The sequence below is a fragment of the Sphingomonas sp. CCH9-E2 genome (assembly GCF_001557215.1).
Lineage (GTDB): Bacteria > Pseudomonadota > Alphaproteobacteria > Sphingomonadales > Sphingomonadaceae > Sphingomonas.
Genome location: NZ_LSJM01000283.1, coordinates 1 through 5,232 on the forward strand (window position 1 = coordinate 1; position 5,232 = coordinate 5,232).

7 protein-coding genes are annotated in these 5,232 nt (G+C 66.8%); 2 read left to right on the forward strand and 5 right to left on the reverse strand.

Annotated elements, in window-relative coordinates:
* Nucleotides 1-589, reverse strand: a 589-nt coding sequence (locus AX681_RS13145) for an AraC family transcriptional regulator (protein WP_197424291.1), incomplete at its 3' end; no start/stop codon positions are given.
* 82 nt (nt 590-671) lie between these two features.
* On the opposite strand from AX681_RS13145, the gene AX681_RS13150 reads away from it, so the two are divergent.
* Both AX681_RS13150 and AX681_RS13155 read left to right on the forward strand, forming a co-directional pair.
* A complete protein-coding gene (locus AX681_RS13150; RefSeq protein ID WP_066657881.1) occupies nt 672-1,121 on the forward strand; it encodes a DUF6265 family protein in 450 nt (149 codons plus the stop codon).
* A gap of 73 nt (nt 1,122-1,194) precedes the next feature.
* Nucleotides 1,195-1,650: a hypothetical protein gene (locus AX681_RS13155; protein ID WP_066657879.1), complete on the forward strand. Its 456-nt coding sequence runs from the start codon at nt 1,195-1,197 to the stop codon at nt 1,648-1,650.
* A 73-nt stretch (nt 1,651-1,723) separates the two neighbouring features.
* Here the strand turns inward: AX681_RS13155 and AX681_RS13160 are convergent, their stop codons facing one another.
* From AX681_RS13160 to AX681_RS13175, 4 genes are all read right to left on the reverse strand, one after another.
* Nucleotides 1,724-1,978, reverse strand: a complete 255-nt coding sequence (locus tag AX681_RS13160; protein ID WP_066657871.1) for an ATP synthase F1 subunit epsilon — start codon at nt 1,976-1,978, stop codon at nt 1,724-1,726.
* A 121-nt stretch (nt 1,979-2,099) separates the two neighbouring features.
* Complete coding sequence (gene atpD, locus AX681_RS13165) at nt 2,100-3,629, reverse strand: F0F1 ATP synthase subunit beta (RefSeq protein ID WP_231733676.1); 1,530 nt, start codon at nt 3,627-3,629, stop codon at nt 2,100-2,102.
* Nucleotides 3,630-3,659: 30 nt separating this feature from the next.
* Nucleotides 3,660-4,265 carry a hypothetical protein gene (locus tag AX681_RS13170; protein WP_066657869.1) on the reverse strand — a complete coding sequence of 202 codons (606 nt, stop codon included), beginning with the start codon at nt 4,263-4,265 and terminating at the stop codon, nt 3,660-3,662.
* Nucleotide 4,266: 1 nt separating this feature from the next.
* Nucleotides 4,267-5,148, reverse strand: coding sequence for a F0F1 ATP synthase subunit gamma (locus AX681_RS13175; RefSeq protein WP_066657867.1), 882 nt, complete (start codon nt 5,146-5,148; stop codon nt 4,267-4,269).
* Nucleotides 5,149-5,232 lie beyond the last annotated feature (84 nt).

Sequence of the window (5,232 nt, forward strand, 5' to 3'; positions counted from 1 at the left end):
TCGCCCCCCCCTGGACTGCGGCCACCGCTTCGCGAAAGCGCAGCAGCCGCAGGTAACTGCGCGGCGACATGCCGGTCTCATGCGCGACAATGCGCTGGACCTGTCGGGTCGAAAGGCCGCTGTGCCGCGCAAGCGCGCCGGTGCGGTCGATATGGCGGATCGCAGCGATCGGGTGTTGTGGCCGTCCGGCAAAGGCAGCGGCCAGCCGGGTCAGCTGAGCCCCCGCGTCGTTCAGCAGCGTTGAAAGCGGGCCGTCCTCCGCCACCGCCCGCCAGTCATCGGTGAAACCGGCGCACCGATCACCGCCCAGCGCATGCCAGGCCCAAGGCCAAAGGCGGATGCCGGTGAAGCGCGCGTCGCCGCTGAAGCGCAGCACGGCGGGGCACAGCGCGAGGCCCGTGACGAACAGCGGGGGCTGCTCGGTGCGCCAAATCGACCGGCCCGCATGGCGGCGGATCAACTCGATACAGCCATCGGGGACTGCCCGATGATCGACCCAATCGCCGGGCTCGCCGCCAACGTCCAGCATCCAGATCGCGGCGACGAAGTCGTCTAGTCCGGGAGGGGGCGGGGTCTCGCAATAGTCCATCGGTGGAGCCTGTCATGTCGCATCGGTTCAAGCCAGCGGGTCGCGGCGCGGTTATGCAAGGGAGGACGACAGGGAGACTGGCATGATCCGGATGACATTGGTGCTGGCGGCGTTGGCGATGCCGTTGACCGCGACAGGATCGGGCGGGAGCGTCGCGCTGCCCGATTGGCTTGCCGGGCGCTGGTGCGGTGTGGATGGTCCGCGCGGGCAGACCTGTGAAATCTGGCAACAGGCGGCGGGCGGGACGATGCTCGGCACGTCGCAGACGGTGAAGGACGGGAAGACGGTCGCGTTCGAATTCCTGCGGATCACGCTGGAGGGCGACACTGCAGTTTATCTGCCCCAGCCGGAGGGCAGACCACCGGTGCCGTTCCGTGCGGTAGCAGGCGGGGACGGGGTGACCTTCATCAACGCCGCGCATGATTATCCGCAGCGCATCCACTACCGCGCGACGGGCGACACGCTGACGGCCGAAATATCGCTGGCGGATGGCAGCAAGGCGATGCGCTGGACCTTCAACCGGGTGCGCTGACCGATCCTGACCGTGGCGGGTGGCGCATGTCTGTGCGACGGCGTCGGCCTCTTTTGGTCACAGAGGTCCATTCATGCTCACCTTCCTCGTCTCGCTGTTCACGCTCTTTGCAGCACCGACCGGTCTTGTAACGGTCCCGCCGCCGGTGGCTGCCGACGCCGCCGCGACGAACCGTCATCTCGATTGGCTGGGTGGGACATGGCGCGGCAACGGGCTGGAGATGAAGTGCGACCAGACCAAGCTCGGCATCACGTGCAACGAGGAGGGGGTCAGCGGGGCGATGCACGGCGCGAAGGCGGAACTGGAATTCGAGACCGCCGGGGAGAAGGCGCTGCTGCGCCTCACGTTGCCGTCGATTCCGTCCAGCGCATTTACCGAGGTGGCGCGCGACGGACAGAGCGTGACGTTCGAGATGCCGGTCAAGGGCGGCACAGCGCGGCTGCGCTTCAGCCGCACCGGCGATGTGCTGAAGGTCGAGCGCGGGACGGCGCAGGGCTGGGGCAATGCGATGGAGTATCGGCGGGGGTAATCCGAAACGCGTGTACGAAAAAGGCCGCAGGGTTGCGCCTGCGGCCTGTTCGATTCCGGCAATGGATGACGGGTCAGCCCGCCTTTTCGGCGAGGACCGTCAGCCCCTTTTCATTGACCTCGGCAAAGCCGCCCTCGACGCGGATGATCTCCGGCGACTGGTTGGCCGCGGTCTTGTAGATTTCGATATTGCCGTCGCGGATCGTCGACATGAAGGGCGCATGGCCCTCCAGCACGCCGAAATCGCCCTCACTGCCGGGGACCACCACCATGTGGACGTCCTCCGAGCGGAGCAGCTTTTCCGGGGTCACGAGTTCGAAGTGCAGCATTTAAATTTCTCCCCCCTCCCGCTTGCGGGAGGGGTCGGGGGAGGGCCTGTAATAAGTCGAGGACGGCCCGTGTGGACAGGCCCTCCCCTAGCCCCTCCCGCAAGCGGGAGGGGGAATTGGCTTACGCCTCGGCGGCCATCTTGGCGGCCTTGGCGACGACGTCGTCGATGCCGCCGACCATGTAGAAGGCCGATTCGGGCAGGTGGTCGTACTCGCCGTTCACGACCGCCTTGAACGACTTGATCGTGTCTTCCAGCTGGACGAACGCGCCCGGGATGCCGGTGAAGACTTCGGCGACGTGGAACGGCTGCGACAGGAAGCGCTGGATCTTTCGCGCGCGGGCAACGGTCAGCTTATCCTCTTCGCTCAGCTCGTCCATGCCGAGGATCGCGATGATGTCCTGCAGCGACTTGTACTTCTGCAGGATCGACTGGACGGCGCGGGCGGTTTCGTAATGCTCCTGGCCGACGACGCGCGGCTCGAGCACGCGGCTGGTCGAGTCCAGCGGATCGACCGCCGGATAGATGCCGAGTTCCGAGATCGCACGGTTAAGAACCGTGGTCGCGTCGAGGTGGGCGAACGACGTTGCCGGTGCCGGGTCGGTCAAGTCGTCCGCAGGGACGTACACGGCCTGAACCGAGGTGATCGAACCCTTGTTGGTCGAGGTAATGCGCTCCTGCAGCGCGCCCATGTCGGTCGACAGGGTCGGCTGATAGCCCACCGCCGACGGGATGCGGCCGAGCAGTGCCGACACTTCTGCGCCCGCCTGGGTGAAGCGGAAGATGTTGTCGACGAAGAACAGCACGTCCTGACCTTCGACGTCGCGGAAATATTCCGCGATGGTCAGGCCCGACAGCGCGACGCGTGCGCGGGCGCCCGGCGGCTCGTTCATCTGGCCATAAACCAGCGCAACCTTCGACCCTTCGCTGATCGCGTTGCCGTCGGCGTCCTTGGCGATCACGCCCGCGTCGAGGAACTCGTGATACAGGTCGTTGCCCTCGCGCGTGCGCTCACCGACGCCCGCGAAGACCGAGGTGCCGCCATGGCCCTTGGCGATGTTGTTGATCAGTTCTTGGATGAGAACCGTCTTTCCCACGCCGGCGCCGCCGAACAGGCCGATCTTGCCGCCCTTTGCGTAGGGCGCGAGCAGGTCGATGACCTTGATGCCGGTGACGAGGATCGCGCTTTCGGTCGACTGGTCGACGAACAGCGGGGCTTCGGCATGGATCGGAGCGCGCAGGTCGGTTGCGACCGGGCCGCGCTCGTCGATCGGCTCACCGACGACGTTGAGGATGCGGCCGAGCGTTGCCGGGCCGACCGGAACCTGGATCTGCGCGCCGGTGGCGGTGACCGCCTGGCCGCGGGTGAGACCTTCGGTCGAGTCCATCGCGATCGTGCGGACGGTGTTCTCGCCCAGATGCTGCGCGACTTCGAGGACGAGGCGGTTGCCGTTGTTATCGGTTTCGAGCGCCGAGAGGATCGCGGGCAGTTCGCCGTCGAAGCTGACGTCGACGACCGCGCCGATGACCTGCGCGATGCGGCCCTGGCCGGCTACGGCGACAGGTGCCGCGGTTGCGGCGACGTCCGCCTTGGGCTTGGTCGCGCGCGGCTTGCGCGCGGGCTTTTCTGCGGTGGGGGCTGCGGTTGCCATGTTCTTCAAGTCCTTGCTTGGCGAATGCGATCAGGGTTGCTGGGAATTGCCGACCATCGCCTCGGCCGGGGCCGTAGCGGAGGGGCGGCGGAAAGTCACGGTCAGGGTGCGGACGCCACCGGTCCTGGCGATGGCGATGGCCGTCGGCGTCGTGCCGATCGTGCCGTCGAACGTCTTTTCCCGGGTGATGGCGTCGAGCGCCTTCTTGTCGTCGATGCGATACTGGAACAGGAAGGCGCGGACGATGTCGGTCAGCCGCTTCTTCGCCGTTTCGGCATTGGCTTCGTCGGTCAGCGACAGGGCAAAGGCGATGGTGTCGATCGTCTCCGCGTCCGGGCCAGCGACGGTCACGGTGCCGGTGTTGGGCGACTTGGCATCGGACTGCGACAGCGTGATCGCCGCGCCCTTCGCCGCAAAGCCGGTCTGCGCCGCCGAATAGGGCGCGAGGCGGTAGCCGTACTGGTTGAGGCGGCCGATCGTCTCGGTCGGGAAGCCGAACACGCGGTCCCAGCCCTTGAGGTCCGCCGCCGCTTCGCGCGCCGCCGCCTCATTCTGCGCAAGCGTCGGCTGCTCGGCAGGCTGCTGATTGCAGCCCGCGAGCGCGACGGTCGCGGCGAGGAGGAGCAACGCGCGCATCTTACAGGGCCTCGGCGCCCGAGATGATCTCGACCAGCTCGGTCGTGATCGCGGCCTGACGCGCGCGGTTATACTGGATCGACAGCCGCTTGATCAGGTCGCCCGCGTTGCGCGTGGCGTTGTCCATTGCGGTCATCTTGCTGCCCTGCTCCGACGCGGCGTTCTCACGGATCGCGCGGTAGAGCTGGATCGCGACGTTGCGCGGCAGCAGGTCGGCAAGGATCGCTTCCTCGTCGGGTTCATATTCGACCACCGCCGAACCGGCGTCCTCAGCCGCGCTGACTTCCGGGATCTTGACCGGGATCAGCTGCTGCTCGGTCGGCTCCTGCGTCAGGACCGACTTGAAGTTCGAATAGAAGAGGTGCGCGACGTCGAACTCGCCGGCTTCAAAGCGCGCGATCAGGTCGTCGGCATAGCCACGCGCATCGGCAAAGCCGAGCCTGCCGAGGTCGCCGGGCTCGATCCCGTGAACGAAGCTGTTCGGGAACAGGCGGTTCAGCACCGCGCGACCCTTGCGGCCGATGGTGTAGAACTTGACCGTCTTGCCCTGCGCGATCAGTTCCTGCGCGCGGCGACGCGCGAGGCGGGCGATGTTGGTGTTGAACGCGCCGGCCAGGCCCTTGTCGCTCGTCGCGACGACGAACAGATGGATCTGATCCTTGCCGGTGCCGGCGAGCAGCGGCGACACGCCGGGGCCGCCCGCGACCTTCGACGCGAGGCTGGCGACGACGCTTTCGAGCCGCTGCGCATAGGGACGCCCGGCCTCCGCCGCTTCCTGCGCGCGGCGCAGCTTGGCGGCGGCGACCATCTTCATCGCCTTGGTGATCTTCTGGGTCGACTTGACCGAGTTGATCCGGACTTTGAGTGCCTTGAGAGAGGCCATTCTTCTTTCCTTCTCCCTCTCCCCTTCAGGGGAGAGGGCCGGGGAGAGGGGCAGTCGGGAGTGGAGCTTTCATGCCCCTCTCCC

Excerpts from the sequence above, each read along its gene's own strand:
- AX681_RS13150 (WP_066657881.1), top strand. The coding sequence starts at position 672 with ATGATCCGGATGACATTGGTGCTGGCGGCGTTGGCGATGCCGTTGACC.
- AX681_RS13155 (WP_066657879.1), top strand. The coding sequence starts at position 1,195 with ATGCTCACCTTCCTCGTCTCGCTGTTCACGCTCTTTGCAGCACCGACC.
- AX681_RS13160 (WP_066657871.1), bottom strand. The coding sequence starts at position 1,978 with ATGCTGCACTTCGAACTCGTGACCCCGGAAAAGCTGCTCCGCTCGGAG.
- atpD (WP_231733676.1), bottom strand. The coding sequence starts at position 3,629 with ATGGCAACCGCAGCCCCCACCGCAGAAAAGCCCGCGCGCAAGCCGCGC.
- AX681_RS13170 (WP_066657869.1), bottom strand. The coding sequence starts at position 4,265 with ATGCGCGCGTTGCTCCTCCTCGCCGCGACCGTCGCGCTCGCGGGCTGC.
- AX681_RS13175 (WP_066657867.1), bottom strand. The coding sequence starts at position 5,148 with ATGGCCTCTCTCAAGGCACTCAAAGTCCGGATCAACTCGGTCAAGTCG.